Source organism: Limnohabitans sp. B9-3, from assembly GCF_002778325.1.
GTDB classification, from domain to species: domain Bacteria; phylum Pseudomonadota; class Gammaproteobacteria; order Burkholderiales; family Burkholderiaceae_C; genus Limnohabitans; species Limnohabitans kasalickyi.
Map to the genome: position 1 here is coordinate 256,785 of NZ_NESI01000001.1, position 26,709 is coordinate 283,493.

The 26,709-nt window shown below is 59.5% G+C and carries 26 protein-coding genes; 12 read left to right on the plus strand and 14 right to left on the minus strand.

Annotated features, from left to right (window positions below):
- Positions 1–44: 44 nt before the first annotated feature.
- Positions 45–1,028 carry a quinone oxidoreductase gene (locus B9Z42_RS01260; protein ID WP_100131519.1) on the minus strand — a complete coding sequence of 328 codons (984 nt, stop codon included), beginning with the start codon at positions 1,026–1,028 and terminating at the stop codon, positions 45–47.
- A 127-nt stretch (positions 1,029–1,155) separates the two neighbouring features.
- On the opposite strand from B9Z42_RS01260, the gene B9Z42_RS01265 reads away from it, so the two are divergent.
- Positions 1,156–2,076 carry a DMT family transporter gene (locus B9Z42_RS01265; protein ID WP_100131805.1) on the plus strand — a complete coding sequence of 307 codons (921 nt, stop codon included), beginning with the start codon at positions 1,156–1,158 and terminating at the stop codon, positions 2,074–2,076.
- A 49-nt stretch (positions 2,077–2,125) separates the two neighbouring features.
- On the opposite strand, the gene B9Z42_RS01270 is transcribed toward B9Z42_RS01265, so the two are convergent.
- A complete protein-coding gene (locus tag B9Z42_RS01270; protein WP_100131520.1) occupies positions 2,126–2,920 on the minus strand; it encodes an SDR family oxidoreductase in 795 nt (264 codons plus the stop codon).
- Positions 2,920–3,828, minus strand: coding sequence for a DMT family transporter (locus tag B9Z42_RS01275; RefSeq protein WP_100131521.1), 909 nt, complete (start codon positions 3,826–3,828; stop codon positions 2,920–2,922). The genes B9Z42_RS01270 and B9Z42_RS01275 overlap by 1 nt, the downstream gene beginning before the upstream one ends.
- Before the next feature lie 86 nt (positions 3,829–3,914).
- On the opposite strand from B9Z42_RS01275, the gene B9Z42_RS01280 reads away from it, so the two are divergent.
- Positions 3,915–5,675: a cation:proton antiporter gene (locus tag B9Z42_RS01280; RefSeq protein WP_100131522.1), complete on the plus strand. Its 1,761-nt coding sequence runs from the start codon at positions 3,915–3,917 to the stop codon at positions 5,673–5,675.
- A gap of 87 nt (positions 5,676–5,762) precedes the next feature.
- Positions 5,763–6,716, plus strand: a complete 954-nt coding sequence (locus B9Z42_RS01285) for a DMT family transporter (protein ID WP_100131523.1) — start codon at positions 5,763–5,765, stop codon at positions 6,714–6,716.
- On the opposite strand, the gene B9Z42_RS01290 is transcribed toward B9Z42_RS01285, so the two are convergent.
- The 10 genes from B9Z42_RS01290 to B9Z42_RS01335 all read right to left on the minus strand — a co-directional run bounded on the left by B9Z42_RS01290 (position 6,691) and on the right by B9Z42_RS01335 (position 18,318).
- The gene (locus tag B9Z42_RS01290; RefSeq protein WP_100131524.1) at positions 6,691–7,098 is read right to left on the minus strand and encodes a hypothetical protein; all 408 of its coding nucleotides are present in this window, start codon (positions 7,096–7,098) and stop codon (positions 6,691–6,693) included. The genes B9Z42_RS01285 and B9Z42_RS01290 overlap by 26 nt on opposite strands.
- Positions 7,099–7,114: 16 nt before the next feature.
- Positions 7,115–7,624 carry an EndoU domain-containing protein gene (locus B9Z42_RS01295; RefSeq protein WP_100131525.1) on the minus strand — a complete coding sequence of 170 codons (510 nt, stop codon included), beginning with the start codon at positions 7,622–7,624 and terminating at the stop codon, positions 7,115–7,117.
- 78 nt (positions 7,625–7,702) lie between these two features.
- The gene (locus tag B9Z42_RS01300) at positions 7,703–9,622 is read right to left on the minus strand and encodes a gamma-glutamyltransferase family protein (protein WP_100131526.1); all 1,920 of its coding nucleotides are present in this window, start codon (positions 9,620–9,622) and stop codon (positions 7,703–7,705) included.
- Positions 9,622–11,244: a gamma-glutamyltransferase family protein gene (locus B9Z42_RS01305; protein WP_100131527.1), complete on the minus strand. Its 1,623-nt coding sequence runs from the start codon at positions 11,242–11,244 to the stop codon at positions 9,622–9,624. The genes B9Z42_RS01300 and B9Z42_RS01305 overlap by 1 nt, the downstream gene beginning before the upstream one ends.
- Positions 11,241–12,515 carry a DUF3422 family protein gene (locus tag B9Z42_RS01310; RefSeq protein WP_100131806.1) on the minus strand — a complete coding sequence of 425 codons (1,275 nt, stop codon included), beginning with the start codon at positions 12,513–12,515 and terminating at the stop codon, positions 11,241–11,243. The genes B9Z42_RS01305 and B9Z42_RS01310 overlap by 4 nt, the downstream gene beginning before the upstream one ends.
- A gap of 108 nt (positions 12,516–12,623) precedes the next feature.
- Positions 12,624–14,135, minus strand: a complete 1,512-nt coding sequence (locus tag B9Z42_RS01315) for a tripartite tricarboxylate transporter permease (protein ID WP_100131528.1) — start codon at positions 14,133–14,135, stop codon at positions 12,624–12,626.
- 16 nt (positions 14,136–14,151) lie between these two features.
- Positions 14,152–14,637 (minus strand): tripartite tricarboxylate transporter TctB family protein, encoded by a 486-nt coding sequence (locus B9Z42_RS01320; RefSeq protein WP_100131529.1) that lies wholly within the window; start codon positions 14,635–14,637, stop codon positions 14,152–14,154.
- Between the two features lie 115 nt (positions 14,638–14,752).
- Positions 14,753–15,517, minus strand: a complete 765-nt coding sequence (locus tag B9Z42_RS01325; protein WP_100131530.1) for a spermidine synthase — start codon at positions 15,515–15,517, stop codon at positions 14,753–14,755.
- Between the two features lie 12 nt (positions 15,518–15,529).
- Complete coding sequence (gene recJ, locus B9Z42_RS01330; protein WP_100131531.1) at positions 15,530–17,239, minus strand: single-stranded-DNA-specific exonuclease RecJ; 1,710 nt, start codon at positions 17,237–17,239, stop codon at positions 15,530–15,532.
- A gap of 5 nt (positions 17,240–17,244) precedes the next feature.
- Positions 17,245–18,318: a hypothetical protein gene (locus B9Z42_RS01335; RefSeq protein ID WP_100131532.1), complete on the minus strand. Its 1,074-nt coding sequence runs from the start codon at positions 18,316–18,318 to the stop codon at positions 17,245–17,247.
- A 102-nt stretch (positions 18,319–18,420) separates the two neighbouring features.
- Here B9Z42_RS01335 and B9Z42_RS01340 point away from each other — a divergent pair, with 102 nt between their 5' ends.
- The 3 genes from B9Z42_RS01340 (at position 18,421) to B9Z42_RS01350 (ending at position 20,823) form a co-directional block, all read left to right on the plus strand.
- Positions 18,421–19,692, plus strand: coding sequence for a lipoprotein-releasing ABC transporter permease subunit (locus tag B9Z42_RS01340; protein WP_100131807.1), 1,272 nt, complete (start codon positions 18,421–18,423; stop codon positions 19,690–19,692).
- Positions 19,685–20,401, plus strand: coding sequence for a lipoprotein-releasing ABC transporter ATP-binding protein LolD (gene lolD / locus B9Z42_RS01345; RefSeq protein ID WP_100131533.1), 717 nt, complete (start codon positions 19,685–19,687; stop codon positions 20,399–20,401). The genes B9Z42_RS01340 and lolD overlap by 8 nt, the downstream gene beginning before the upstream one ends.
- 77 nt (positions 20,402–20,478) lie before the next feature.
- Positions 20,479–20,823 carry a J domain-containing protein gene (locus tag B9Z42_RS01350; RefSeq protein WP_100131534.1) on the plus strand — a complete coding sequence of 115 codons (345 nt, stop codon included), beginning with the start codon at positions 20,479–20,481 and terminating at the stop codon, positions 20,821–20,823.
- Between the two features lie 24 nt (positions 20,824–20,847).
- Here B9Z42_RS01350 and nhaR read toward each other — a convergent pair whose 3' ends face one another.
- Positions 20,848–21,744: a transcriptional activator NhaR gene (nhaR, locus tag B9Z42_RS01355; RefSeq protein ID WP_100131535.1), complete on the minus strand. Its 897-nt coding sequence runs from the start codon at positions 21,742–21,744 to the stop codon at positions 20,848–20,850.
- A 129-nt stretch (positions 21,745–21,873) separates the two neighbouring features.
- Between nhaR and B9Z42_RS01360 the strand changes: the two genes are divergently transcribed.
- Genes B9Z42_RS01360 through B9Z42_RS01385 form a run of 6 tightly spaced genes read left to right on the plus strand, consistent with a single transcriptional unit; the run spans position 21,874 to position 26,677 of the window.
- Entirely contained in the window at positions 21,874–22,404 is a 531-nt protein-coding gene (locus B9Z42_RS01360; RefSeq protein ID WP_100131536.1) for an Rrf2 family transcriptional regulator, read from the plus strand.
- A 57-nt stretch (positions 22,405–22,461) separates the two neighbouring features.
- A complete protein-coding gene (locus B9Z42_RS01365; RefSeq protein WP_100131537.1) occupies positions 22,462–23,292 on the plus strand; it encodes a TatD family hydrolase in 831 nt (276 codons plus the stop codon).
- Positions 23,289–24,146, plus strand: a complete 858-nt coding sequence (locus B9Z42_RS01370; RefSeq protein WP_100131538.1) for a 3',5'-nucleoside bisphosphate phosphatase — start codon at positions 23,289–23,291, stop codon at positions 24,144–24,146. Before B9Z42_RS01365 ends, B9Z42_RS01370 begins: the two co-directional genes overlap by 4 nt.
- Positions 24,146–25,033 (plus strand): DMT family transporter, encoded by an 888-nt coding sequence (locus B9Z42_RS01375; RefSeq protein WP_100131539.1) that lies wholly within the window; start codon positions 24,146–24,148, stop codon positions 25,031–25,033. Before B9Z42_RS01370 ends, B9Z42_RS01375 begins: the two co-directional genes overlap by 1 nt.
- Before the next feature lie 6 nt (positions 25,034–25,039).
- Positions 25,040–25,675 (plus strand): L-threonylcarbamoyladenylate synthase, encoded by a 636-nt coding sequence (locus tag B9Z42_RS01380; RefSeq protein WP_100131540.1) that lies wholly within the window; start codon positions 25,040–25,042, stop codon positions 25,673–25,675.
- Positions 25,676–25,714: 39 nt separating this feature from the next.
- On the plus strand, positions 25,715–26,677 hold the full coding sequence (locus tag B9Z42_RS01385) for a hypothetical protein (protein WP_100131541.1): 963 nt from the start codon (positions 25,715–25,717) through the stop codon (positions 26,675–26,677).
- The last annotated feature ends 32 nt before the right edge of the window (positions 26,678–26,709 follow it).

The window sequence follows — 26,709 nt, forward strand, 5'->3', positions numbered from 1 at the left end:
GTGGCGCAGGGTTGCGAGGTCGAAGCGCAAGCTCCGACGCAAGTTCACAACGTGATGATGGTGCAGCCCGTGGTCTTGCGAGCTTCCAAATCACGGTGCGCTTGGGCAATGTCGGCCAAGGGATAGGTTTGGTCGATGTGAATCTTCACCTTGCCGCTGGTGACGGCTTCAAACAAATCGTCGGCCATCTCTTGTGTGCTCTCACGCGTGGTGATGTGGCTGAACAAGGTTTGACGGGTGAGGTAGATCGAGCCCTTGGGGCCCAAGATGCCGGGGGAGATCGGGGCGGGTGCGCCAGAGGCGTTGCCAAAGCTCGCCATCAACCCAAACGGTGCCAAGCAGTCGAGCGACTTGTCCCACGTGTCTTTGCCCACCGAGTCGTACACCACTTTCACACCCTTGCCGCCTGTGATTTCTTTCACACGCGCCAAGAAGTCTTCGGTGTTGTAGTTGATGGCGTGTGAGGCGCCGTTGGCCAAGGCCAATTGGCACTTGGCATCGCTGCCTGCGGTGCCGATCAAGTTGTAACCCAGCGCCTTGGCCCATTGGCAAGCGATCAAGCCCACGCCACCGGCAGCGGCATGGAACAAGATGAAGTCACCCGCTTTCAAGCCGCCTTGAGGCAAGGTGCGCTTGAGCAAATACTGGGCGGTCAAGCCCTTGAGCATCATGGCGGCACCGGTCTCGAACGAGATGGCATCAGGCAATTTGCACACGCACTTGGCGGGCATCACACGCTCTTCGCAGTAGCTGCCGGGAGGCTGGCTGGCGTAAGCAGCGCGGTCGCCCACTTTCAAATGGGTCACCCCCTCACCCACGGCTTCCACCACGCCCGAGGCCTCCATACCCAAGCGCAAAGGCATGGGCAAGGCATACAAACCACTGCGTTGGTACACGTCAATGAAGTTCAAGCCGACGGCCTTGTGGCGGATGCGAATTTCGCCGGGACCGGGTTGACCGACTGTGACGTCGACGAGCTTGAGTTCTTCAGGGCCGCCGTTTTTTTCGATGATGACTGCTTTGGTCATGGTGATGTGCTCCAAGGTTTGTAAAGGTGATTCTGGTTTTCAAGACGATGAATCCTGCCATGAATTTGGTCCCCCACATGTCACTTGGGTTATCTGGCGACGTGTGGCTCAGGTAGAGTCAAACCCTATGTCTTTTGCCCCTCTTGCCTTGACGCCGCGCACTGCGGCGTTGTTGTTAATTCCACCACTTTTGTGGGCCGGCAACGCCATCGTCGGCCGCTTGGTTCACGAGCTGATTCCGCCGCTCACGCTCAACTTTTTTCGTTGGGTATTGGCGTTTGTCTTGCTACTGCCCATCGCCAACCAAGCCTTGCGTGCCAGCAGCCCACTCTGGTCGCATTGGCGGCGATACGCCTTGCTCGGGCTGCTGGGCGTGGGCGGCTACAACAGCCTGCAGTACTTGGCCTTGCAAACCTCCACGCCCATCAACGTGACCTTGGTGGCATCGAGCACACCGGTGTTCATGCTGGTATTGGGTGCCCTGTTTTTCAAACAAACCATTCGCAAACGGCAAATTTTCGGCGCGGTGCTGTCCATTGCCGGCGTGCTGTTGGTGCTGTGCCGTGGCCAGTGGCAAGCCTTGACCCAAGTACAGCTGGTGCTGGGTGATGTGTTTGTGTTGATCGCCACCGCCTGCTGGGCTTGGTACAGCTGGCTGTTGGCGCAAACCACTGAGCCCACCGAGGTGCGCGGCAACTGGGCTTATTTTTTGATGGCACAAATGGCCTTTGGCCTGAGTTGGTCGGGCTTGTTCACGGCTGCCGAGTGGACGGGCTTCACAGGCCTCACCGACGCGCACATCGTGTGGGGATGGCCGCTGGTGGCCGCGCTGGTCTACGTGGCTGTCGGGCCTGCTTTATTGGCCTACCGCTGCTGGGGCTTGGGCGTGCAACGCGTGGGCCCCAACATCGCTGGCTTCTTTGCCAACCTCACCCCCGTGTTTGCCGCCACGATGTCCGCGTTGGCCTTGGGTGAGTTGCCTCAGATTTACCACGCGGCCGCCTTTGTGATGATCATTGGCGGCATCGTGGTGTCCTCGCGGAAGTAACCCACACGACGGATTAAGTTGTGAGGGTTAATTCCCGAGGGCTGAGGTTTTAGTAAGTGCCTGAGTAAGCACCACCGTCGGTCAAGATGTTTTGACCGGTGATGTAGCTCGCTTGGGCGGAACACAAAAATGCGCAGGTGTCGCCAAACTCTTGCGGATTGCCAAAGCGCAATGCAGGAATGGTTTTCTTGCGGGCTTCGGCAATGGTTTCAATCGACTGACCTGTTTTCTCAGACGCGCCCTTCATGGTGCCCTTCAAGCGGTCGGTGTCGAACGCGCCGGGCAACAGGTTGTTGATGGTGACGTTGTTCGAAGCCAGTTTTTGCGTGCGTGCCACGCCCGCCACAAAACCCGTCAAGCCCGAGCGTGCGCCGTTGGACAGACCCAAGATGTCGATGGGTGCCTTCACTGCGCTGGACGTGATGTTGATCACACGACCAAAGCCGCGATCGGCCATACCGTCCACGGTGGCTTTGATGAGCTCAATCGGGGTGAGCATATTGGCGTCGACCGCCTTGATCCACGCGTCACGGTCCCAGGTACGGAAGTCGCCAGGGGGCGGACCACCGGCGTTGGTCACCACGATGTCGAAGTTTTTACCGGGGCCACCCGCGACCGACCAAATGGCCTCTCGCCCTTCGACCGTGGTGATGTCCACCGCCACCGCAAGAATCGTGGTGCCCAACTTACGCAGCTCCACCGCCGCAGCCTCCAAGGCCTCAGCGCCGCGCGCCACGATGACCACGTTGGCACCCTCACGCGCCAACGAATGCGCACAGCCCAAACCGAGGCCCTTGCTTGCGCCGCCCACCAATGCCCATTTACCTTTGATTCCTAAATCCATCACTTCGCTCCATACTTTGAAACAACAAACACACCACCCAACACCAGCAGGGTTCCCACCCCGATCCATGCGTTGAGTGGCTCACCCAAAACCCACACGCCAAGCGCGATGGTGGCCATTGGCCCAATCATGCCTGTTTGCGCCGTCAAGGCCGCACCAATGCGCTCAATGGCCATCATGACCATCAGGACAGGCGCCACGGTACAAGCCACCGCATTCAACGCGGCCAACCACAGAACCTCCTGTGGCACATCGGCGGCCGACAAAGGCCGCAACAACAAAAACTGAACAATACAACAGACACACGCCACGCTGGTGGTCCAGCCCACCAAACGCATGGCCCCAATGCGCTGCACCAATTGGCCGCTGTAAATCAAGTAGATGGCGTAAGTCAACGCACTGGCCAGCACCAGCGAACCACCCAAAACCACATCCGTCCCCGCCACGTTGAGCTCATGCGAAAACACCAACAACACACCGCTGTAGCTCAAGCCCATGGCCCACATACGCAGGGGCTGAATGGGTTTCTTGAAAAACAACCAACCGAGCACCACCACCATCGTGGGGTTGAGATACAGAATGAGCCGCTCCAAGCTGGCCGTGATGTATTGCAGCCCCAAAAAATCCAAAAAGCTCGACAGGTAATAACCCACAAACCCCAACGCCATGATGCTCACCGCATCGCGCCGCGTCAGCGGGTTGGCCTTGGCGTGCGCTTGGCGCTCCGCCCATAACCCCAAGCCCACAAAAAACGGCAACGCAATCAACATGCGCAGCATCACCACGGTCACGGCGTCGACACCATATCGGTAAGACAGTTTGACGATGATGGCCTTGCCACTGAAGGCGATGGCACCTGCCGCAGCGAGTAACAACCCCGAAAAAACGGGACGCGAAGAAAAGGTCATGAAGGACGCAAAGGTCTAGGGTAAATCTGGAGTTTATGTGAGGGCAATCCAGAGCCTTGTCGCAAACGCTCGGTACCATTGGAAACATGTCATCGTTAGAACTCACCCTCCTCTATTTATGCGCTGCGGTTGTCAGCGTGGTGGGTTGCCGACTGATGCATTTGCCTGCCATGTTGGGCTACTTATTTGCTGGCGTGGTGATCGGCCCGAACGCCTTGGCGCTGGCCAAAGACTCGGTAGCGGTCGAGCATTTGGCAGAGTTTGGCGTGGTATTTTTGATGTTCGTCATCGGCTTGGAGTTCAACCTGCCCAAGCTCATGCGCATGCGCAAGCTGGTGTTTGGTTTGGGGCTGGGCCAAGTGGTGTTGACCCTGATCGGTGCGCTGTTGTTGAACATCGCGATCGGTCTGGCCATTCGACAGTTCGGGCAAAGTTGGCAGGTCAGTTGGCAAACCGCATTGGCCTTGGGCAGTGCCATGGCCATGTCGAGCACGGCGATTGTGGTCAAACTCATGTCCGACCGCATCGAGATGGAATCACCGCACGGCCAACGCGTGATGGGCGTGTTGCTGTTTCAAGATTTGGCCGTGGTGCCGCTGCTGGTGTTGATTCCTGCCTTGGCCGACATGGCCGACAACAACCTCTGGCGCGTGCTGGGCATCGCCCTGCTCAAAGCAAGCGTGTTGGTAGGCTTGCTGCTTTGGGGCGGCCAGCGGGTGATGCGCAAATGGCTCAACTTGGTGGCACGACGCAAGAGCGACGAGCTGTTCATGCTCAACCTCTTGTTCATGACCTTGGGCTTGGCTTGGCTGACCGAACTGGCCGGCTTATCCCTCGCCATGGGCGCGTTCTTGGCCGGCATGTTGATTGCCGAAACCGATTTCAAGCATCAAGTGGAAGCCGACATTCGACCTTTCCACGACGTGCTGCTGGGCCTGTTCTTCATCACCATCGGCATGAAGTTGGACTGGGAAGTGATTCACGACAGCTGGGGCTGGGTGCTGCTGCTCAGCGTGGTGCCGGTGTTGCTCAAAGCAGGCTTGGTATTTGGCTTAGCGCGTCTGCAAGGGGCGGCGGCGGGTGTGAGTTTGCGCACGGCCATCTATTTGGCACAAGCTGGCGAGTTTGGCTTTGTGCTGCTGTCCTTGAGTGCGCAAAACGCGTTGATTCCTGCTGAGTGGATGAGCCCTATCTTGGCCTCGATGGTGCTCTCGATGATTGCCACGCCATTTTTGGTGATGAATGCCGACCGCATCGTCAACCGCCTCATCAGCAACGATTGGCTCATGCAGTCCCTCGCGCTCACGGGCATGGCGCAGCGCACATTAAAAACAGAAAACCACGTCATCGTCTGCGGCTATGGTCGTTGCGGCCACAGCTTGGTGGACTTGTTCAAATCTGAGGGCATCGCTTACGTGGCCCTCGACTCCGACCCCGACAAAGTGCAGGCGGGTCGCAGCGCAGGCAACCTCGTTGAGTTTGGCGACGCCACGCGTCTGGCCAGCCTGATGTCTGCCGGTCTGGTGCGTGCCTCGGCCGTGGTGGTGACTTACCCCGACACGCCCTCGGCCCTGAAAGTGCTGGCCTGGGCCACTGAGCACGCGCCGCAAGTGCCTGTGATTGTGCGCACCCACGACGACCACGACTTAGAGCGACTGCGCGCCGCAGGGGCGGCCGAAGTGGTCCCCGAGGTGCTGGAAGGCAGCCTGATGCTGGCGAGCCAAACTTTGGCCCATATTGGCATTCCGCTCAAACGTGTGATCCGCTTGGTCCAAGGCCAGCGTATGACGCGCTACGCCATGATGCGCGACGCCGTTCCCCCCGCAGACGACGCACCTGCACCTTGAGCGTCCAGTTTGAACGCCATGTGTTGCAAACACTGGCGTAACACAAGCGACTGCCCCCGCCAGCCCGCTGACTTAAAGTGGTCAGCAATGAAGATTTCTTTCTTGCGACGCCTGACGTGGGCCAAGCACCAAACCCACCGCAAAGCGCAGCGCCTGCCTGCGGCATGGCAAGGCATGTGGTGGATGGCCCTAGGCGGCTTGATGTTCTCGCTGCTCAACACCATCGCCCGTGCCATCGCCCTGGAGATGGACCCCTTCCAAACCCAGTTTCTGCGCTACCTCTTTGGTTTGCTGGTCATGCTGCCCTTCGTCTGGCGGGCGGGCTTCAAAGCCTATTGGCCCAAAGACATGAAGGGTCAGTTCTGGCGCGGCGGCGTGCACACCTTAGGCCTGATGTTGTGGTTCATCGCCCTGCCACGCATTCCGCTGGCCGACATGACGGCCATCGGCTTCACCGGACCGATCTTCATCATGATCGGTGCGGGTTTGTTTTTGGGCGAGTCCATGCACCGCGACCGATGGGTGGCATCGCTGATTGGCTTTGCGGGTGTGCTGGTGGTGGTACTGCCCAAACTCTCAGGCGAAGGCGGCTGGTACCACTTGGTCATGCTGGCTTCGGCGCCGGTGTTTGCCGCGTCCTTCTTGATCACCAAAGCTCTGACCCGGTATGAAAACGCGGGCGTGATCGTGCTGTGGCAAGCCTTGACCGTCACCCTGCTGAGCTTTCCCCTCGCATTGCCGCACTGGCAAGACCCCAGTGCGTGGCAATGGGTGGGCTTTTTTGTCGCGGGCATTTTGGGCACCACGGGCCATTACTGCCTCACGCGGGCTTTTGCAATGGCCGATATTTCAGCCACCCAATCACTGCGTTTTCTCGACTTGGTGTGGGCCTCCATCATGGGATGGCTGGTGTTTGCCGACGTGCCCAGTCAATCCACCTGGCTGGGTGCCTTGGTGATTTTGATGGCCACGGTTTGGATTGCGCGGCGCGAAGGTCGCCGCCCGGTCAAGCAGACTAACCCAAAAACGCCTGCCACTTGAGCAGCGCGTCTTTCACGACGGCCAAGCTGAAACGGCCCTCGGGTTGGTCCCACCAGTCGGTGTCTTCAGGGCCGATATTGCTGGCATTGAACTGAACACCCTCTGGGGTGAGGTTCACACACCACGCATCGCCATCGGCAAACCACTGCGGGCAAGTACCTGCTTCTAAATCAGCCACCGCCTCCACGATTTCTTGGCAACGCTCAGGGTCATCCACATCGCTGGCGAGCCAACTGCAGATGAAGCGGTTCATCGGGTGCGATTCATCCACCGTTGCATCGGGTTGGTCGTCGGGCGTCCATTCGCAAAAGGGATAAAACACGCTGGCGGCAGAGCTGCCAGGAACGGGCAATTGTTCGGCGTCAAAAAAATGAAAAGGCATGGTGCGTCCTGTCGCGTTATTGACGTTTGCTGTAAACGGGGTAAGCCGTGACGCGTGGGGCCAAGTAGCCCTCCACACGCACGCCGCTGGGGGTCAAAGCGCTCCACTTCTCCCCTTTTTGGGTTTTGGTCGGGCTGTTCCAAGCGGCATCTAACTCGGTGGTGATGCGCTCAGCCGTCCAGTCCTTGGGAAACATGGTGTTGAGCATGGGCTGACCGTTGCGGTCGTTTTTGGTCAGCCATTGACCGGGCTTCTTGGGATCGGCCATTTGCACATGGGCGCGGTACACGCCGGTGGCATCGGGGGCCGACTCGCTGCCGGGCACGATGCGCACATCGCCTTTCAGCAAACTGTGGCCGCCGGTGGGCTCACCCGTGCGACGGTTGAAGTCGGCGCCAATGATGTGCGCCATGTCAATCGGGCTGTTGGGGCTGAATGCCAACGCGGGGCTGAGGACGCCCAAGCCCATCAGGCCCAAAACGGCGGCGAGCGTCAACTGACGTCCCCATGAATGCAGCAATGCCATCGCTTACCTTTGAATGTGTGAATGAAGAGGCACTGAGTTTAGGTGACAGACGCAACACAATCTGGTCGGACACCGCGCTCATTCGCCCAAAGCCACACCTTCGCGCCGTGGGTCGGCCGCACCGATCCACACCGAGCGGCCATCACGCTGCTGACGCATCACCACATGCACGCCGCTGGTCAGCGCTTGGGTGCGCACCTCGGTGCCGCGTGCACGCAAAGCGTCGACCGCGCTAGCGCTGAATCGCCCAGACTCCAGCACCAAGGGTCCGCCCAGCGAGCCGAAATTGGGGCTATCTAACGCCGCTTGGGGCGACCAGCCTTGTTGCAACACACCCAACAAGGTTTTGGTGGTGAAGTGAATGATCATCGGGCCACCGGGGCTACCCAAACTCATGCGTAACTGGCCCGTGGATTTGTCAAAGACCAAGGTCGGCGACATCGAAGAACGCGGGCGCTTGCCGGGCTGCACACGGTTAGCCACCAGACGTCCTTGGGCGTCGCGTGGCACAAAGCTGAAGTCGGTCAATTCGTTGTTGAGCAAAAAGCCTTTCACCATTTGCCGAGCCCCAAAGGCGTCTTCGATGGTTGTGGTCATGGCCACCGCGCGGCCCTGTGCATCCACGATGCTGAGGTGAGACGTGCCCACTTCGGGTTGCTCAACCATCGAGGAGAAGTCTTGCCCAGCACGGGGCACGGGCTCGCCGGGGGCCACTTGCGCAGCGGCCACGGGCTTGATCAATTGGGCACGCGACTTCAAATAATCAGGCTGCAACAAGCTCTGCCAGTCGCCGCCCGGTGGGGTGACAAAATCAGGATCGGCCACGTAGTGGGCTCGGTCGGCAAAGGCCAGGCGCGAGGCCTCGTTGTAAGCGTAAATCCAAGAGACATCCGGCCCGCTCGCTGACCAAGACTGTCCCGCCAAGGCGGTATGAGGCAACATGCCCAAGATTTGCGCCATCACGAGCGTGCCCGAACTTGGAGGCGGCGCGCCGCAGATGCGGTACTGAACTGCAGCGCTAGGCAAAAGGCGGCTGATGATGCCAGCTTGAACTGTGGCTGTGGCTGTGGCTGTGGCTGTGGCTTGAGCTGCGCCAGTGCCAGTGAGGTCTGCGGATAGGTCAAAGCACAAAGGGACCCGCAATTTGGTTTGGTAGTTCGCCAAATCCCTCAACTGCAAACGCCCAGGATTGCTGGGGTGCTGCTGCACTTTGTCCACGATGGCTTGCGCCACCTCGCCGGTATAAAACGCGGACACGCCCTCCGTGGCGATGCGCTGCAAGACATCTGCCAATTCAGGATTTCGCAATACATAGCCAACAGGATGAGGATCCAACGGGGCTTGCGCTTGGTAAAAATAAGCACGGGCCACGGGGTCCAAGCGCAAATAAGCATCGGCCTTGAGTTGCTCATGCAGGCGTGGGCTGATGGCAAAGCCTTGGCGAGCCAAACGAATGGCAGGCTCAAACAATCGCGGCCACGGCAAAACGCCATGCTGCCGATGCGCCTGCGCCAGCATGTGCAACACACCCGGTGTGCCCACAGAGCGCCCGCCCACCACAGCCTTGTGAAAGGCCAAGGGCCGACCGGCATCGTCGAGCAAAGCATCTTCAGTCACCGCAGCTGGCGCGGTTTCGCGGCCATCAAACACTTGCACGTTGGCGCCTGCCGCGTGAACCAAAAATGCACCGCCCCCTATCCCGCTAGACTGCGGCTCCACCAAGCCCAACACCATTTGCACAGCCACGGCCGCATCAACCGCCGAGCCACCGGCTTGCAGCATCTCTAAGCCGGCTTGGGTGGCCAAGGGATGTGCGGCAGCAACGGCAAAGCGCTGGCTGACCACCTCGGTTTTGGGCGTGTAGCCAGTGGCGATTTCTGGCTGCAACGGTGCCGATGATGCGGCCGCAACAGAGCTTCGTTCAGACGGCAGAGACCACGCCTGGCACCCCATCAACACCAGCAGCGCCAAAACAGAGGCGATGCGCGACACGTGCATCAGAAGCCTGCCACCAACCCATCACGACGCGCATCGCTGGCAGCCACATAACCTTCGACCTTGGGATCACCCGCGCGCCAGATGAATTGGCCTGCGCCGAAGTCTTGGTAGCTGTCGTTGATGACGCCCACTTGGTGACCACGGGCCTGCAAGCCCGAGGCCGTCTCGGCGTTCAAGCTGGCTTCGACGTTGATCTCCATGCCCGCGTTGTAGCGCCAACGCGGTGCGTCGCACGCGGCTTGTGGGTTTTGACCGTAATCCAGCATGCGCACCAAGGTTTGCATGTGGCCTTGTGGTTGCATGTTGGCCCCCATCACGCCGTAGCTCATGACCGGTTGGCCGTCTTTGCTGAGGAAGGCGGGAATGATGGTGTGGAACGGGCGCTTGCCCGGTGCCACCAAGTTGGCAGGGTTGAGCCCCTTGGCATCCAAGCTGAAGCCGTGACCCCGGTTTTGCAAACTCACGCCAAACGTGGGCTCCACGCAGCCCGAGCCAAAGCCCATGTAATTGCTTTGGATGAAGCTCACCATCATGCCGTTTTCGTCGGCGGTGGTGAGGTAGATGGTGCCGCCCTTGACGGGATTGCCCGCGCCAAAGTCTTGAGCTTTACGCAGGTCGATCAATTGCGCACGACCCTTCAAATAAGCGGGGTCTAACATTTGCGCGGGCGTGACTTCCATGGCGCTGGGCTCGGCCACATAGCGGTACACGTCGGCAAAGGCGAGCTTCATAGCTTCGATTTGCAAATGCTGCGAGTCCACACCGTCCACAGCCAAGCTGGCCAAGTCGAAGTTTTCCAAAATGCCCAACGCGATCAAGGCCGCGATACCTTGGCCATTGGGCGGAATTTCGTGCAAGGTGTAGCCACGGTAGTTTTGCGCAATGGGTGTGACCCACTCCGCTTTGTAGTTGGCAAAGTCACGCGCCGTGATGCTGCCACCATGTTCAGCGGAAAACTTCTCGATGGCCTGCGCGATCTCGCCGCCGTAAAACGCTTGGCCTTTGGTTTTGGCAATCGCACGCAAACCCCGCGCTGCGCCCGGGAACTTGAACAACTCGCCCACGGCAGGCGCACGCCCCCAAGGCAAAAAGCTTTCTGCAAATCCCGGTTGGCTTTGCAGCTCAGGCGTGGCAGCGGCCCACTTTTGTTGCACCACCACGGGCAGCAAGTAGCCGCGCTCGGCAATTTCGATGGCGGGCTGCATCAGGTCTTCAAAAGGCAACTCGCCAAAGCGCTCGCTCAATGCCACCCAGCTGCCCACGGCACCAGGCACGGTGACCGAATCCATACCGCGCTTGGGCGGTGTCTTGGCGCCGTCCCCGTATTTGCGGTGAAAGTAATCGGCCGTCCACGTTTGCGGAGCTTGGCCGGAGGCATTGAGGCCATGCAGTTCTTTGCCATCCCACAAAATACAAAACGCGTCCGAGCCCAAGCCGTTGCTCACGGGCTCGGTCAGCGTCAACGCTGCCGCAGCGGCGATGGCGGCGTCGACCGCATTGCCGCCTTGCCACAGCATGCGCAAACCCGCTTGCGCGGCCAAAGGGTGCGAGGTGGATACCACGTTGCGCGCGAACACGGGCAAACGGGTGGAGGTGTAGGGATTGTTGAAATTGAAATTCATTTTTTAAACACTTTGTTGTGCAGACGTCGCATGAACCACCAGACCAAGAGGCCCACAAAAGGCAAAGCACAGGCTGCCGTCAAGTCGGCAGCAAACGGCCACCCGACCAACTGAGCGCCCTTGGCCAAATAACTCACCAAACCCGTGAAGTAATAGGTGATGGCTGCCACCGACAAGCCTTCCACTGTGGACTGCAGCTTGAGCTGCAGATCTTGGCGTTGGTTCATTGTGGCGAGTAGTTGTTGGCTGCTGAGTTGTTGCTCAAAGTCCACGCGCGTTCGCAACAAATTGCTCATGCGCGAGACACGTTCAGACAGCGCGGTTTGGCGGCGCGCCGCCCAATCGCAGGTACTGCGTGCCGGTGAGAGGCGCCTTTCCATGAACTCGCCAATGGTCTGCATGCCAGGCATGCGCGACTCAGCGATGTCGCGGATACGGCGATCGACCAATTCAAAGTAGGCCCGTGTGGCCGAAAAGCGCGAATGGGTGGCGGCGTATTGCCCCTCCACCTCGCCTGCCAAACGGGTCAAACGGTCTAACAACCCCGCTTCATCAGCGCGTGCCGCGCTGCGAATGGCCTGTGCCAAGGCCGCCAATTCGCGTTCGGCATCGGCCAACACCTGCGACGCTTCGCGGGCCGCTGGCAAGCCCAAAGAGGCAGCCATACGGTAGGTCTCAATTTCGAGCAGTTGCTGCACCAAGCGGCCTTGGCGACGCGGCGAGAGTGAACCCGTCATCAACAACACCCGCGAGTAACCATCGGGGTGCAACTGAAAATCGGTGTACACCTCACCATGCCCCTCAGCCACAGTGGACGCCACCAAGGTGTCCTCGTGCAACACATGGGGCAATACGGTATGAATGTCAACGCGACTTGCGGCCAAGAGCCACACATGCAAGCGCGCCAAACACGCACCCGGCAGCTGCGCGAGCCAAGCTTGTGGAACGGCTTGGACGGCGGTCATGGGCTGCACCATGGCCATGGCGGGGTCGCTCACAGGCCGGATGAAGGTCCACGAGACAAATTCGGTGTGCAGCTCCCAACGCAATCGAAACGCACCAAAGTCCACACGCACATGGTTGGTGTGGTCGTCAGGCGCGGGCAAGTGGTGGTCTAAAAGCAAACGCGACAAATGCGCGCGACTGGCTTGTGCGCTGTCACGGTCAACCCACATCACCACATGTGAGATCACCAAGGGGCTTTGCATCGGCTCGGGGGGGCGGGCGTGCACTTCGTTGTACAAAGCCTGGCTTTGGGGGTGCTCAATCATCAACGGCCTTTCAGTCAGTGTCCACAGATTGTGGCCCATCCAGGGTCGCCAACATGCAAAACGGCACCCGAAGGTGCCGTTTTAAAAGTCAAAACTGAATGAACAGAATCAATCTTCCACGAAGGCCTCTTCGCGCTTGGACTTGATGGACGGCAGGAGCACGATCACCAAGAGCAAGGCCGCAGCCGCCAGCAAACCAGCAGACAGAGGACGGGTACCAAACACGGTCCAGTCACCACGCGACAGCAACAAGGCACGACGCAGGTTCTCTTCCATCATGGGGCCCAAGATGAAGCCCAGCAACAAAGGCGCAGGCTCCACACCCAGCTTGACGAACAAATAGCCCACAAAGCCAAAGGCCGCGACCATCCAGATGTCAAAGGTGTTGTTGTTGGTTGAGTACACACCAATCGCGCAGAACAGCACGATGGCAGGGAACAGAAAACGGTAAGGCACAGATAACAACTTGATCCACATGCCAATCAAAGGCAAGTTCAAGATGACGAGCATCAAGTTACCAATCCACATCGAGGCGATCAGACCCCAGAACAACTCGGGGTTGCTGGTCATCACCTGTGGGCCGGGCTGGATGTTGTGGATGGTCATCGCACCCACCATCAAAGCCATCACGGCGTTAGGTGGAATACCCAAAGTGAGCAAGGGGATGAACGAGGTTTGTGCACCGGCGTTATTGGCCGCTTCAGGAGCAGCAACGCCACGGATGTTGCCTTGACCAAATGGAACTTCGCCAGGACGCAACTTGGTTTTCTTCTCGATGGTGTAAGCCGCAAACGCAGCCAACAACGCACCGCCACCAGGCAGCACGCCCAGCAATGAACCGAGCGCTGTACCGCGAAGCACAGCAGGCATCATGTTGACGAAATCTTCCTTGGTGGGGAACAAACCTTCCACCTTGGCCGTGAACACTTCGCGCTCATCTTCGGGACGCGACAAGTTCGAAATGATCTCGCCGTAACCGAACACGCCCATCGCCACCACCACAAAGCCCACACCGTCGGTGAGTTCAGGGATGTCAAAGCTGAATCGCGCGACACCAGAGTTCACGTCGGTACCGATCAAGCCCATCAAGAGGCCCAACACGATCATGGCAATCGCTTTGAGCAAAGAGCCCGAAGCCAACACCACCGCGCCGACCAAGCCCAAGATCATGAGGGAGAAGTATTCGGCAGGGCCGAACTTGAACGCGAGTTCTGTCAGAGGCGGCGCGAAGGCAGCCAAGATCAAGGTACCCACCGAACCGGCGAAGAACGAACCCAAGCCAGCAGCCGCCAAAGCGGGGCCTGCTCGACCTTTGCGGGCCATTTGGTAGCCGTCAATGGTGGTGACCACCGACGACGATTCACCCGGCAAGTTCACCAAAATCGCGGTGGTGGAGCCACCGTATTGGGCGCCGTAGTAAATACCGGCCAACATGATCAGCGCCGACACAGGGGGCAGCGCGTAAGTGGCGGGCAGCAACATGGCGATGGTCGCCACGGGGCCAATGCCTGGCAACACGCCAATGAGCGTGCCCAAGATACAGCCGACCAAGGCATACATGAGGTTGATGGGCGTGAACGCCACACCAAAACCCAATGAGAGGTTTGAAAGCAAATCCATTTTTTTACTCCTGAGCTCAGCCAGTGATGAAAGTAGGCCACACGGGCATCTGCAATTTCAGCAGCATGATGAAAGCCAAGTAGCTACCGACTGACAAGATCGTGGCCAAAATCAGCGCTTCCTTCAGCGAAAAGGTGTCGCCGGCTTTGCTGGCAATGATGACCAAGGCATAAATCGCCAAGATCAAACCCATCGATGGCACGCCAAAGCGGGGTAAACCGCCCAACAAAATACCAAAGGCCACGTTGGCACCCAGCACGAACACAATGGGTTTCCAAGCGAACTTGCCCACTTTGTCGCCGTCTTTTGTGTGCTCGACGAACGAGTAAAACATGATGAAGGCACCCAATACAGCCAAACAAACGCCCAGCAATAGGGGGAAGTAGCCAGGGCCCATGCGAGCACCGGTACCGACCGTGTAACTGGTGGCGCCCCAGGCAAAGCCACCACCGACCAATGCGAACATCAGGCCGGAGAAAAAGTCTTTTTGACTTTTGATCATTTCGTCTCCTCAAACAAAACTGCGAAAGTGCGCAAATTGTGAGGGGCTAAAGCCAGACGGGAGATGTGGGTTACACCTACTTTTGAAACCTGAGCGACAAGGGGTAAACCCTAGATCATGTGGGCTTCAAGGGTTTGAAAACCCGCAACCACTTGGTCGCTGGCAGGCTAGGCCAACGGGCTTGAATCGCCTCGGCACGGTCCATCAATTCAGCGCGTTTGACCGATGTGGGCGAGCGTTGCGCCAACACAATGGTGTTGCCCTCACGCGTGGGTTTGAAGGCCCAGAGCGCATCTGCACCAAAAGCAGCCGCCATCTTTTCCACGCTCTGGTCAAAGCTGGAACTGCGGCCAAACAGGTTGACGGTCATGCAACCGTCATCGGTCAAGAGTTGACGGCAATCGGCGTAAAACTCGGCACTGTCGAGCACGGGCGAGGCAGCGTCATGGTCGTACAAATCGACCTGCAAGGCATCAATCTGGCCGCGCCAGTGGTCGTGTTTGGCCACCTCGGCGGCGTCGCCCAACACCACTTGCAGCTTGGCGCTGTCGGCGGGTAGCTTGAACCACAGGCGGCACGCGGCCACGACTTGCGGGTTGATCTCGATCGCCGTGGTTTTCATGCGCAATTGCTTGAACGAAAACTTGGTCAACGCCGCCGAGCCCAAGCCAAGCTGCATGGCGTGGCGCTTGCCCACTTGGTCGATGTCCACAAACAACAGCCACGCCATCATGCGTTGCACGTATTCCAGATCAATGTCAAAAGGCTTGTCAATGTTCATCGAGCCTTGTACCCACGGGGTGCCCAAATGCAGATAACGGGTGTCGCCGTAATCGGAGAAATTGACTTCGGGGAGTTGGAGTTTTTTCTTGGTCGCCATGTGGTTCTTTCTTTACTCGGCCATGCCTTCAATCACAAAGCGCACGCGCTTGTTGCCTTGCCATTCGTCGGCTTCAAGACGGAAGGCCAAGTGCGCCACGGCAGGCAGCGGGTCCACGCGACCAAACCAAATGCCATCCACGGGCTGACCTTGGTGGCGCAGCTTCAACGCCAAATGTTTCTCGCCCACCAAGCGCTGGCTCAACACCTCAATGTTTTCGCTGAAGGTGGGCGGCGCAAAGCCTTGGCCCCACACCTCGCGGGCCAGTGTGTCGGCCAGCTCTGGTCGGCGGTACTCGGCCAACAAGGGGCCATCGGTTTCTAAGCGACGTTGCAAGGTGGCCGCGTCCAGCCACTCAGCGGCGACTTGCTGCAAGGCTTCTTCAAAGGTGGCGAGGTTGTCCTCTTCCAAGGTGCAGCCTGCGGCCATGGCGTGCCCGCCAAAACGCAGCAACACGCCTGGGTGACGCTTGGCCACCAAGTCGAGGGCATCGCGCAAATGAAAGCCCGGAATCGAGCGCCCAGACCCTTTGAGCTCATGCCCCTTGCCGGCAGCTTGACTGGGCGCGAACACAAACGTGGGGCGGTGGTGCAAATCTTTGAGCTTGGAGGCCACGATGCCGACCACGCCTTCGTGAAAGTCGGGGTCGAACACGCACAGGGCCGAGGGTGGCTCCTCTTCGGGGTCGAGCATGTCTTGTGCGAGTTCAAGCGCTTGCTCGCGCATGTCGCCTTCAATCTCGCGACGCTCGCGGTTGATGCGGTCAAGCTGGGTGGCCAATTCGGTGGCACGGCCCACATCGTCGGTGGTGAGGCACTCAATGCCCAGCGTCATGTCGGACAAGCGGCCTGCGGCATTGATGCGTGGGCCCAAAGCGAAACCAAAGTCTTGCGACGTGCAAGTCGCGCTTTGACGGCCTGAGGCGACAAACAAAGCGCTCATGCCAGCGGGCATTTGCCCCTTGCGCACACGCGCCAAACCTTGCGCCACCAAACGGCGGTTGTTCGCGTCGAGCTTGACCACATCGGCCACGGTGCCCAAAGCCACCAAGGGCAACAAGGTGTCGAGCTTGGGCTGCTGTTCGGCGGTGAACACACCGCGCTTGCGCAACTCCGCACGCAACACCAGCAGCACATAAAACATGACGCCCACACCGGCGAGCGACTTGCTCTCGAAGGTGCAACCGGGCTGGTTGGGGTTGACGATGGCGTCGGCCTCGGGCATCACGGCGGCAGGCAAATGGTGATCGGTCACCAGCACTTGCAAGCACAAGGCTCGGGCCGTGGCCACGCCGTCGACGCTGGCGATGCCGTTGTCCACGGTGATAAGCACATCCGCGCCGCTGGCTTTGACGCGCTCGGCAATCGGGGGCGTGAGGCCGTAGCCGTCAACCACGCGGTCGGGCACGATGTAGCTCACCTGACGTGCGCCCAGCAAGCGCAGGCCACGCACGGCAACGGCGCAGGCGGTGGCGCCATCGCAGTCATAGTCGGCCACGATGCAGAGCTTTTTGTCGGCGGCCATGGCATCGGCCAGCAACACGGCGGCGGCTTCGATGCCCTTCAAGCTGGTGGGGGGCAGCAAATGCGCCAGCGCCACGTCAAGGGTGGTGGCTTGGCTGATGCCACGCGCTGCATACAAACGCGCCAGCAAGGGGTGCACACCCGCTTGCTCAAGGGCCCAAATGCTGCGTGGCGGCATGTCACGGGGAATGAATTGCATGGGGCTTAGTCTTTCAAGGGCGCAACGGCCAACACAGTGTCTAAAGAAATCGGGGCGAAGCGCTGGCGCACGCGTTGCCAAAGGCTGGGTGCGGCGCTGTCGAACACCTGAAATTTTTGTTCGCCGCACAGCACCAAACGCTGGGGCTCACCCGCTGCCACGCGCGCCAACAAGGGGGCGATGACCTCGGCATCCACCGATTGCCACGCTTCCAGCCAACCGATGAAGTCTTGCTGCAAGGCGCTGCTGCGCAGGGTCTGAACCACGTTGGGCGCGTGACGCACAAGCTTTGCATCTGGAAAAGCACCCGTGCCGTGCACCCAAAAGGAGTTGATGGTCAAACGGCGGTTGTCGTTGACGGGGTGGGTGTAGAGCAACATTTGCATTTCGTTTTGTAAACGACGCACCAGCTGTGCCGCGGGGCTCAAACGCTCAACCCCTGTTTCGCAGCCCACCAACCACGGGTCGATATTGCGGCCAATCACGCGATCCAAACTCGCCGTGCGCAGCTCTTCAAATAAGGGAGATCGCGCCAGCCATTGGCCGGGTTTGTAGGGAAAGAGCTCAATGCCGTCTTCCGCAAAAAACGGCTGCATGGCCTTGAACAAGAGGGCATCGGTGTCGGCGTCTAGCGCCAAATGCGCGGGGTCGCCCAAGGTCACTTGGCCGTTGCTGACGTGCCAATTGCACAGGCTGATGAAGGCCCAAGCAGAAGGCGACACGGGCGATGCCTCATGGGTGTGAGTCTCTGGGGCTTGATATGCAGCGCCTGAGTGGGCGTGGGTTGCAGCCAAAACCTGCTTTGCCGCCGCACGCGCGGCCCAAGGCAACCCGCCATCCACCATCGGCCAACCCAAAAGCTGCCCCCAAGCCCGCTCATGCGGGGGCGTCAAGGTGGCGAGCAAGGGTTCAGCAGGCGCGTCAACCGCCACCGCCACGCGTTGGGACAACGTCAGCCATTGACGCAGGTGGGGCAGCGCTTGCTGGGCCAAGACACCCGCTTCGGGGCCTTGGGCCGACCAAAGCGAGAACGGCAGCAGCGTGGTGGGGCGCGGGGAATCAAAAATCTCAAGGGGCATGGGCCTGATTGTCCGTGATGGACAGCCCAGCGAGGTTGGTCGACACCCGCGCATGCGGTGCGCCATGGGAGCAATCAGCCCAGTGACACAATGACGCTCGTCATGAACAGCACCTCCTCCAAACTCCCCTACGAACTTCTCATCGGCTGGCGCTACACGCGTGCGGGCCGAGTGGCTGGACGCAATGGCTTTATTTCCTTCATCTCCGGCGTGTCCATGCTGGGCATCGCGCTAGGCGTGGCAGCCCTCATCATCGTGTTGAGCGTGATGAACGGCTTTCAAAAAGAGGTGCGCGACCGCATGCTGGCCGTGGTGGCCCACATTGAATTGCTCTCGACGGGTGGCGAAGGCTTTGCCGATGTGAATGCGGTCATGGCCCAAGCCAATCGCAACGCATCGGTCGTAGCCGCCGCACCATTTGTGGCGCAGCAAGCCTTGATGGCGCGTGGCGACGACATGCGCGGTGCCTTGGTGCGCGGCATTGAGCCCGAACTCGAAACCCAAGTGACCGACTTCACCCTGCAATTGCCCCCAGACGTTCGAAGCGCCTTGACGGCGGGCAGCTTCAACGTGGTGCTGGGCGGCGAACTGGCCCATGCCTTGGGCGTGCGCGTGGGCGACCGCGTGACGTTGGTGGCACCCGGCGGTCAAGTGACACCTGCGGGCGTGATGCCACGATTGAAACAATTGAATGTGGCCGGTCTGTTCGACTCCGGCCATTACGAATACGACGCCACCTTGGTGCTGATGCACATCGAGGACGCGCAGCGCATCTTCCGCCTTGAAGCGCCCAGCGGCGTGCGCCTCAAACTCAAAGACGGCCAACAAGCGCGCAGCGTGGCCAGTGAATTGGCCGTGAGCTTCGGCCCAGACGTGATCGTGCGCGATTGGACCCGCCAAAACCGCACCTGGTTTGCAGCGGTACAGGTTGAAAAACGCATGATGTTCATCATCCTCACCCTGATCGTGGCGGTGGCGGCGTTCAACCTCGTCACCACCTTGGTCATGACGGTGACCGACAAACGCGCCGACATCGCCATCTTGCGCACTTTGGGTGCCAGCCCGCGCAGCATCATGGCCATTTTTGTGGTCCAAGGCGCAACCGTTGGCGTGCTGGGCACCTTGGGTGGATTGCTGATGGGCTGGGGCGTGGCCTGCAACATCGACGTCATCGTGCCCGCCATTGAAAACGCGCTGGGTGCGAGCTTTTTGCCGCGTGACATTTACCTCATCAGCCGCATGCCCAGCGACCCACAAGCCGCCGACATTTGGCCCATCGCCTTAATTTCGTTGGCGATGGCTTTTGTGGCCACGATTTACCCGAGCTGGCGCGCCAGCCGCATCAACCCCGCACAGGCGCTGCGCTATGAATAACGAACCCAGCGCCATGAACCACGCCATGTCTGCCACCCCACCCGTGTTGACTGCCCGCAACCTGAGCCGCCGTTTCACGGAAGGCCCTCTGGATGTGACGGTGCTGCAAAACATTCACCTCGACATTCACGCAGGCGAAACCGTGGCCATCGTCGGCACCTCGGGCTCGGGCAAAAGCACGCTGCTGCATGTGTTGGGCGGCTTGGACACGCCCAGCACCGGACGCGTGTCGCTCATGGGCCGCGATTTGCAGGGCCTGAGCGCCACCGAGCTGGGCGATTTGCGCAACCAGCATTTGGGCTTTGTTTACCAGTTTCATCACCTCTTACCCGAATTCACCGCGCTCGACAACGTGGCGATGCCGCTGTGGATCCGCCGAATGGACCGCGCAGCCGCCAGCGCGCAAGCGCAAGCCATGTTGGAGGCTGTGGGCTTGGGCGCACGCCTGCACCACCGCCCCTCCGAGTTGTCGGGTGGCGAACGTCAACGCGTGGCCATTGCGCGCGCCTTGGTCACCCGCCCAGCGTGTGTGCTGGCCGACGAGCCCACAGGCAACCTCGACCGGCACACCGCCGACCAAGTGTTCGCCCTAATGCTGCAACTGGCCCGTGACCAAGGCACCGCCTTTGTGCTGGTCACCCACGACGCCAGCTTGGCCGCCCGCTGTGACCGGCAGCTACAACTCAGCCTCGGCCAACTGTCGCAATGAAACAACAAAGTTAACAATTTCAATTAAATTTACTACTTAGTAGTACTTTGTAGCGTTTTTAGTGTCTAATTCGTTACATGGACGGATTTAAAGACTTTTACGCAGTGCTGGGCGTGGCCCCCGCGGCAGCCCCCGAGGTGATTCGGGCGGCCTACCGTGCATTGGCATTGCGTCACCACCCCGATCGCCAAGCGCACCGCGCGATGGACGGTTCGGTGATGGCCGGTCTGAACAAAGCCTACGAAATCTTGTCGTGCCCCGAACGCCGCCGCACCTACGACCAATGGCGTCACAGCGTGCACATCCAGTTCGCGGCTGAGCGCATCAACGCCTACCAAAGCCAAATTGGGCCCGCACACCGCACAGCGCCGGTGGTGTTGACCACGTACGACCGACGCGGTCGTTTGCACGCTTACGCTTAAAACACTGCGTCGCGGGACACTGGATTAGCCATTGAACAAACGCCCACGCGCGTTTTGCGTAATGGCCGCCACACACGGGTGGCTGATGCGTCGCTCCACCGACACCGCAAAAAACTCCTCCACCAACTCGTCGCTACGGCCCAGCACCTCCACGCCGTAATGCGCCACGGTTTCATCTTCCAAGATCGTGGGTGACATGAACACACCGCGGCCTTCACGCCCAAAAGCGGTCATCAACGCTCCGTCGTCAAACTCGCCCACCACCCGAGGGTGCAGGTGGTGCTTGGCCAGCCAGCCCTCTAACTGCTGACGCACCGAGGAGGCAGCGCCCTGAATCAGCATGGGGGCGTTGTGCAAGCATTGTGGAAACTCCCCTTGCAACGACGCTTTGAGGGCGGGTGTGCAGAAAAAGCTCATGGGCGTGGTGCCCAAGGCATGGTTGAAGGCTTTCACACTGATACGCCGTGACAGCGGCTCATCGGCAATCACCAAGTCAAGGCGGTGCAGGGCCAACTGGGCCAAAAGATCAGGAAACTTACCCTCGCTGCCAATCAAGCGCACGGGCTGTGCCATCGACATGGCAGGTTCCAACAAGCGGTACGCGACTGACTTGGCCACAGAATCGGCCACACCGACCCGAAAATCTAAGATTTGGGTCTCATTGTTGGCTTGGCGCATGGCATTTTGAAGCTCCGCGCCTAAGTTAAAAATACCATCGGCGTAGCCCAACGCGGTCCGCCCAGCGTCGGTCAACTCCAATTGGCGGCCATTTTTTCGAAACAACTGCCGGCCTAAGCTGTCCTCCAGCAATTTGATTTGACCTGACAGGGTTTGGGGGGTGGTGTGCAGCTGCTCGCCGGCACGCATCACGCCGCCGGCACGGGCCGTGACCCAAAAATAGTAGAGGTGCTTGAAATTCATCGCTAATGTGCTGATTGTTCGTTTTTAACGAAGCTATTAAATCAAAAATACGAATTTACACGAAGTGTTTTCCAGCTTAAAGTTCGTCCATCAAGCATTTTTGGCTTGTATCGAACAAAGGAGTTTGAGATGCGTTTAAGTACCAAAAGCAGATTTGCCGTCACCGCCATGATCGATGTGGCATTGCGCGAGACCCAAGGTCCCGTGGCCTTGGCCGCCATCAGCGCACGTCAACACATCTCGCTGTCTTACTTGGAACAGCTGTTCAGCAAATTGCGCAAAGCTTCGCTCGTCGAAAGCACCCGCGGCCCAGGAGGCGGCTACACCTTAGCCCGACACGCCCAAGCGGTCACCGTGGCCGACATCATCGGCGCAGTGGATGCAGATGGCAGCAGCAAACCCTACCAACAAGAGGGCGTCGATGGCAGCAGTTTGCTGACCCACGATCTTTGGGACAACCTGAACCAAAAAATGGTGGATCACCTGTCGTCCATTACGTTGCACCAGCTGATGCAAGAAACGCTGGCCAAAGGGGCAAATGTCGAACTTCGCCCTGCCAACAAACGCGGCATTTTTACGCAACGCGACAAGGCAACGTTCAAAGTCAATGCACCGAACTCGGTGTTCGCCTTGGGCGGCAACTGGGTACCGTCGCGTTAACTCACCTCAGCGCCGTCACGGCTGGCGCGCCTTCTCGGGTTTGGTACGCTGTGCCTCATGCCTTGGATTGACACGCACTGCCACCTAGACGCCGCCGAGTTTGACCCTGACCGTAGCGCCATGCGCCAACGCGCTCGCGCAGCTGGGGTTGCGCATTGCGTGATCCCCGCTGTTGCGGCGGGCAATTTTGAAACCGTACGCGACTTGGCCCATGCCCAAGATGACCATTACGCCTTGGGCATTCACCCGCTGTTCACCCCGCAAGCCACGACGGAGCATTTAGCCCAACTCGACGCTGCTTTGCACGCCAACAAAGACGACCCCCGTTTGGTCGCGGTGGGCGAAATTGGCTTGGATGGCTTTGTGCCCAGCCTCAACACCCCCGATGCCTTAGCGCAACAACGGCGTTTTTACACCGCACAACTCAAACTCGCACAACGCCACCAACTGCCCGTGATCCTGCATGTGCGCCGCTCTGCCGACTGGCTCCTGCAAGGCTTGCGTCAAACCCGTGTGGTGGGCGGCATTGCCCATGCGTTCAACGGCAGCTTGCAGCAGGCGCAGGCCTTCATCGCCTTGGGCTTCAAGCTGGGGTTTGGCGGCGCATTGACGTACGAGCGCGCCTTGCAATTGCGACGCTTGGCCACAGAACTGCCGCTGTCTGCGCTGGTGCTCGAAACCGATGCCCCCGACATTCCCCCACATTGGCTCTACGCCACGGCCGAGCAACGCGCGGCCGGCACGCCCCAAGGCCGCAACGAGCCGGCAGAGTTGCCACGCATCGCCCAAGTGTTGGCTGATTTGCGTGGCATTTCGCTGACCGAGCTGGCCGCTGTCACCACCGCGAATGCACGTTCCGCCTTGCCGCGCCTACAATTGAAACCGTGAGCACTTCTATCCTGAACGCCGATCTGCACTGTCACTCCGTGATGTCGGACGGCACCCTGACCCCCGAGCAACTCGCCGCGCGTGCCAAGGCCAACGGCGTCGAGTTGTGGTCTTTGACCGACCATGACGAAATCAGTGGCCAAGCTCGCGCCATTGCGGCGGCACAGGCGCAGGGCATGAAATACCTCACTGGCACTGAAATTTCCGTCACGTTTGCCAACAAGACCGTGCATATCGTCGGCTTGGGCTTTGACCACACCAACGCGGCCTTGATCCAAGGCCTGCACAACACACGCGGCGGACGCAGCGAACGCGCCCAAGAAATGGCTGAAGGCTTGGCCAAAGTCGGTATCCATGGTGCCTTTGAAGGCGCGCTCAAATTTGTGGGCAACCCCGAGCTCATTTCGCGCACCCACTTTGCGCGTTTCTTGGTCGAAAGCGGCGCCTGCCAAGACACCCATGAGGTGTTTCGCAATTACCTGACCGAAGGCAAACCGGGCTTTGTGCCGCACCGCTGGGCCACGCTCAAAAACGCGGTGCAATGGATCACCGAGGCCCAAGGGATTGCGGTGATCGCCCACCCCGGACGTTACGACTTCACGGCCAACGAAGAGTACGCCTTGTTCACCGAGTTCAAAGCCCACGGCGGCCAAGGTGTCGAAGTGGTGACCGGCAGCCACACCGTGCCCGAATACGTGGAATACGCGGACATGGCCCGTGAGTTCAATTTACTCGCATCCCGCGGCAGCGATTTTCACAGCCCTGATGAGAGTCGCATCGACTTGGGCACCTTGCCTTGGTTGCCAGGGCAGCTCACCCCCGTGTGGGATGCGCTGGCCCACCGCATCCAGTGATGAAACCACCCGCTCCCGGCGCTTTCGCTGGCATGACCTACGCCGTGATTGCCATGGCGTGCTTTGCGGTACTGGACACCACCAATAAGTTTTTGATCGCCAGCGTGCCCTTGCTGATGGTGCTGTGGTTTCGCTACACCTTCCAAGCCGTGGCCACCACGGCCGTGATGTGGCCACGTCGTGGCCTTCGCATGTTTCACACGGCCAGCTTCAAATTGCAAATGCTGCGGGGGCTGCTACTGCTCATTTGCAGCGTGCTCGGCTTTGCCAGTTTGCAGCGCATGCCTGTGGCCGAGTTCAGTGCCATCGCCATGCTGACCCCGCTGGCCGTCACGTTTTTGGCCCGATTTGTGATGAAAGAACATGTCTCGCGTTGGCGCTGGCTGTTTGTGATGGGCGGCTTGGGCGGCGCACTGCTGATCGTGCGTCCCGGCGGCAGCATGGACACCAGCGCGGCTTGGCTACCGCTGACCATGGTGGTCGCCTATGCCAGCTTTCAAACGCTGACCAGCTACATGGCCAAGACCGAAAGCCCCGTCACCATGCACATCTACACCGGCTGGGTGGGCTTTGCCATCGCCTCGGTCTTGGTACTCAGCGCATGGACGACCGACCTCACCCGCACGCAATGGCTGCTGATGTGCTTGATTGGCTTTGCCGGCACTTTGGGGCATTATTTGTTGATCGTCGCTTTCTCAAAGGCACCTGCAGCCAACGTCACACCATTTTTGTACAGCAGCATTGGCTTTGCCACGTTGGGCGGCTGGTGGGTGTTCGGCGATGTGCCCGACCGCATTGCCATGGTGGGTATGCTGCTGATTGCTCTGTGCGGCTTAGGCGCAGGCTGGCTCACCCAACGCGAAAACCAAAAGGCCCAACGGGTGTGAGTTGGTATGGCCCAGTTTCTCCAAGTGCACCCCGATAACCCGCAGCCCCGCTTGCTCAAGCAGGCCGTTGCGTTGCTCGAGCGCGGCGGTGTGCTGGCCGTGCCCACCGACTCCAGCTATGCCTTGGTCTGCCACTTGGACGACAAAGCGGCGGTGGAGCACATGCGCCGCATTCGCCAAGTCGATGACAAACATCACCTGACCTTGATGTGTCGCGACCTGTCTGAGCTGGCGAATTACGCCAAGGTCGACAACCGGCAATACCGCTTGCTCAAAGCCGCCACGCCTGGTGCCTACACCTTCATTTTGGAAGCCACCAAAGAAGTGCCGAGGCGTGTCAGCCACCCGCAGCGCAAAACCATTGGGCTGCGCGTGCCTCTGAACCGCACCTTGCTCGACCTTCTGGCACTACACGGCGCGCCCCTCTTGGCCACCACCTTGATTCCGCCCGACGAGACGGAGCCCTTGAACGACGCCGAAGAAATTCGCGACCGCTTTGAACACGAACTGGCCGCCGTCATCGACGCGGGTGCCTGTGCGCTGGCGCCCACCACCGTGGTTGATTTAACGCCGATGTCCAGCGGAGGCGACCCTGAAGTGATTCGCCAAGGACGTGGCCCGCTCGACATTTTGGGATTTTGAGCGTTAAATGGTTGGCTGATATTCCAGAGGAACCCAGCCATGACGATCTGCCAAGGCTTACGCCTCTTTCTACTTTCACTGAGTTTTGCGGCCAGCTCAACTTGGGCGCAAACCACAACCCACCTGTGGCCCACCGTGCTCTTCATCAAAGGCCAAGACCTGTGCCAATACGAGGATGCCTACGCCAGCAGTCGTAGCGCACAAGTCAGCGAAATCACCTCTCAGCTCAAAGACCTCATGCGCATGGGCGCCTCGACGCCCGAGGGCTTAGACGCTTTGCTCGCCATTGACAGCCTGGTAGACAAAAACCGCAGCTTGGCCACGACCGGCACGCGCATGGACATCACCTTGGAAGCCAGCTTGAAGGCTTACTTGGACCGCATGTACCTGGGCTTCAGCCCCAAAGACATTCGCTTGCAATTCTTCAATCCAGCGCCACTGAACGAGGTGCTCAAAACACTGCGAGAAAACCCGCGCAATGGCGTCATCAGCAACCAGCAGTTGGCAGCGTTGTCGGGCTTTGTGTGGGGCACCTACGCTTACGGCCCGGGCTGCAAAGGCGATTTGGTGGTGACCGTGCACGTGGAGATTCATGGCGGCAACTCGGTGAGCTTTCAGGCCCAAGGCAAGCCCGAGAACGTGATGTCCTTGATCGCAGCTGAGATGGTTCGGCACTTTCAGCGCACCACCTTTCCAACGGCTGTGGTCATGGGTGAAAAAACCTTGGTCTTGATCGGCACGGCGGGCTCGCCCATCAACAAGGCGCCCACACCACAGATCGCAGAACGCTCTTGTACCTTGATCAAAGCGCGGCTACCCACCCAAGATGAGTATGAATTCTTGTCCATCATGGGCGATTGGAACAACGGCGTTTCGCTGGACCACAAGGTGTGGGCCATGTCCAGCAACCGTGTACTGGCACCCGACATGCGCAACCCAAGCCCTGTGCGGGGTCACGTCGACGTGAATTACGAAGAGGTGTATTTCTACTGCGTGCGCTAGGCCCCGTCCAGAGGGGGCTAAGGGCTTTCAAT

Coding starts and splice junctions, on each gene's coding strand:
- B9Z42_RS01260 (WP_100131519.1), bottom strand. CDS start 1,028: ATGACCAAAGCAGTCATCATCGAAAAAAACGGCGGCCCTGAAGAACTC.
- B9Z42_RS01265 (WP_100131805.1), top strand. CDS start 1,156: ATGTCTTTTGCCCCTCTTGCCTTGACGCCGCGCACTGCGGCGTTGTTG.
- B9Z42_RS01270 (WP_100131520.1), bottom strand. CDS start 2,920: ATGGATTTAGGAATCAAAGGTAAATGGGCATTGGTGGGCGGCGCAAGC.
- B9Z42_RS01275 (WP_100131521.1), bottom strand. CDS start 3,828: ATGACCTTTTCTTCGCGTCCCGTTTTTTCGGGGTTGTTACTCGCTGCG.
- B9Z42_RS01280 (WP_100131522.1), top strand. CDS start 3,915: ATGTCATCGTTAGAACTCACCCTCCTCTATTTATGCGCTGCGGTTGTC.
- B9Z42_RS01285 (WP_100131523.1), top strand. CDS start 5,763: ATGAAGATTTCTTTCTTGCGACGCCTGACGTGGGCCAAGCACCAAACC.
- B9Z42_RS01290 (WP_100131524.1), bottom strand. CDS start 7,098: ATGCCTTTTCATTTTTTTGACGCCGAACAATTGCCCGTTCCTGGCAGC.
- B9Z42_RS01295 (WP_100131525.1), bottom strand. CDS start 7,624: ATGGCATTGCTGCATTCATGGGGACGTCAGTTGACGCTCGCCGCCGTT.
- B9Z42_RS01300 (WP_100131526.1), bottom strand. CDS start 9,622: ATGCACGTGTCGCGCATCGCCTCTGTTTTGGCGCTGCTGGTGTTGATG.
- B9Z42_RS01305 (WP_100131527.1), bottom strand. CDS start 11,244: ATGAATTTCAATTTCAACAATCCCTACACCTCCACCCGTTTGCCCGTG.
- B9Z42_RS01310 (WP_100131806.1), bottom strand. CDS start 12,515: ATGATTGAGCACCCCCAAAGCCAGGCTTTGTACAACGAAGTGCACGCC.
- B9Z42_RS01315 (WP_100131528.1), bottom strand. CDS start 14,135: ATGGATTTGCTTTCAAACCTCTCATTGGGTTTTGGTGTGGCGTTCACG.
- B9Z42_RS01320 (WP_100131529.1), bottom strand. CDS start 14,637: ATGATCAAAAGTCAAAAAGACTTTTTCTCCGGCCTGATGTTCGCATTG.
- B9Z42_RS01325 (WP_100131530.1), bottom strand. CDS start 15,517: ATGGCGACCAAGAAAAAACTCCAACTCCCCGAAGTCAATTTCTCCGAT.
- recJ (WP_100131531.1), bottom strand. CDS start 17,239: ATGCAATTCATTCCCCGTGACATGCCGCCACGCAGCATTTGGGCCCTT.
- B9Z42_RS01335 (WP_100131532.1), bottom strand. CDS start 18,318: ATGCCCCTTGAGATTTTTGATTCCCCGCGCCCCACCACGCTGCTGCCG.
- B9Z42_RS01340 (WP_100131807.1), top strand. CDS start 18,421: ATGAACAGCACCTCCTCCAAACTCCCCTACGAACTTCTCATCGGCTGG.
- lolD (WP_100131533.1), top strand. CDS start 19,685: ATGAATAACGAACCCAGCGCCATGAACCACGCCATGTCTGCCACCCCA.
- B9Z42_RS01350 (WP_100131534.1), top strand. CDS start 20,479: ATGGACGGATTTAAAGACTTTTACGCAGTGCTGGGCGTGGCCCCCGCG.
- nhaR (WP_100131535.1), bottom strand. CDS start 21,744: ATGAATTTCAAGCACCTCTACTATTTTTGGGTCACGGCCCGTGCCGGC.
- B9Z42_RS01360 (WP_100131536.1), top strand. CDS start 21,874: ATGCGTTTAAGTACCAAAAGCAGATTTGCCGTCACCGCCATGATCGAT.
- B9Z42_RS01365 (WP_100131537.1), top strand. CDS start 22,462: ATGCCTTGGATTGACACGCACTGCCACCTAGACGCCGCCGAGTTTGAC.
- B9Z42_RS01375 (WP_100131539.1), top strand. CDS start 24,146: ATGAAACCACCCGCTCCCGGCGCTTTCGCTGGCATGACCTACGCCGTG.
- B9Z42_RS01380 (WP_100131540.1), top strand. CDS start 25,040: ATGGCCCAGTTTCTCCAAGTGCACCCCGATAACCCGCAGCCCCGCTTG.
- B9Z42_RS01385 (WP_100131541.1), top strand. CDS start 25,715: ATGACGATCTGCCAAGGCTTACGCCTCTTTCTACTTTCACTGAGTTTT.